This window comes from Rhodococcus sp. B10, assembly GCF_011770055.1.
GTDB lineage: Bacteria > Actinomycetota > Actinomycetes > Mycobacteriales > Mycobacteriaceae > Rhodococcoides > Rhodococcoides kyotonensis_B.
The window spans coordinates 1-406 of record NZ_JAAFYV010000118.1; the positions used below are offsets into that span (position 1 = coordinate 1).

Genomic DNA, 406 nt, shown 5'->3' on the forward strand with positions numbered 1-406 from the left:
GTTCTCCGCTGATTAAAAAAGCGCTGGCAGAACAGTTGCCGGGCATTCCGATTGCAGGCGGCGATGACTTTGGCTCCGTCACCGCCGGGCTGGCACGCTGGGCGGAAGTGGTGTTTCGTTAATTGAAAAATGGCTCAGCAGCGGCTTAAATCTGCCTGCGCCTGAGCCAGTTTTTCTGCTGCCTGACGTAACGGTTCCATCAACGGCATGGTCCGTGCTGGAGCATGAAGGCGGAATCGCTGCAACTCTGTCGCGCCGACTGTCAACGCCGATTCCAGCCGATGTCGTTTGGCGGTCATTTTCGCCATTACCGCTTGTCTGTCTGCTGGCGTTATCGCTTCATTCGGCCTGAACACAAAACGGCGTTCACAGCTCGCTTTCCAGTCGATAACCGCCTGGGTCAGAT

At 56.4% G+C, this 406-nt stretch carries 1 pseudogene; it reads right to left on the minus strand.

The features are described 5' to 3' along the window. Window positions 1–134 precede the first annotated feature (134 nt). Window positions 135–406: pseudogene (locus RhoFasB10_RS25930) on the minus strand (hypothetical protein); the annotation flags it as partial.